Origin of the sequence: Pseudomonas sp. UBA4194 (assembly GCF_002379585.1) — a bacterium.
Classification (GTDB): domain Bacteria; phylum Pseudomonadota; class Gammaproteobacteria; order Pseudomonadales; family Pseudomonadaceae; genus Aquipseudomonas.
This window is the reverse complement of sequence record NZ_DFUE01000016.1, coordinates 67,947-68,239: the sequence shown is the minus strand read 5'-3', so window position 1 is coordinate 68,239 and position 293 is coordinate 67,947. Positions and strand designations below refer to the sequence as shown.

The 293-nt window shown below is 63.1% G+C and carries 1 pseudogene; it reads right to left on the bottom strand.

Going from position 1 to position 293, the window contains the following annotated elements:
- Nucleotides 1–35 precede the first annotated feature (35 nt).
- Nucleotides 36–293 (bottom strand): annotated as a pseudogene (locus tag B3397_RS04035) (chemotaxis protein); the annotation flags it as partial.

Sequence of the window (293 nt, the reverse complement as noted above, 5' to 3'; positions counted from 1 at the left end):
CTGCCCGCGATGAGGCCCGCCCCGACACCACCGAACTACCGGTTGAACCGCTCCACCAGCGAATACTGACTGTTGGCCGTCTTGGTCAACTCTTCACTGAGCAACGCCGAGTTCTGTGCCTGTTCGCTGGTCTCATCGGCCAGTTGCGAAATGGTGGTGATATTGCGGCTGATTTCCTCGGCCACCGCGCTCTGCTCCTCGGTCGCCGCGGCGATCTGGGTGGCCATATCGGTGATGTTGGCCACCGCTTCACTGATGCCCACCAGCGCCTGGTCGGCTTCCAGCACCCGCGC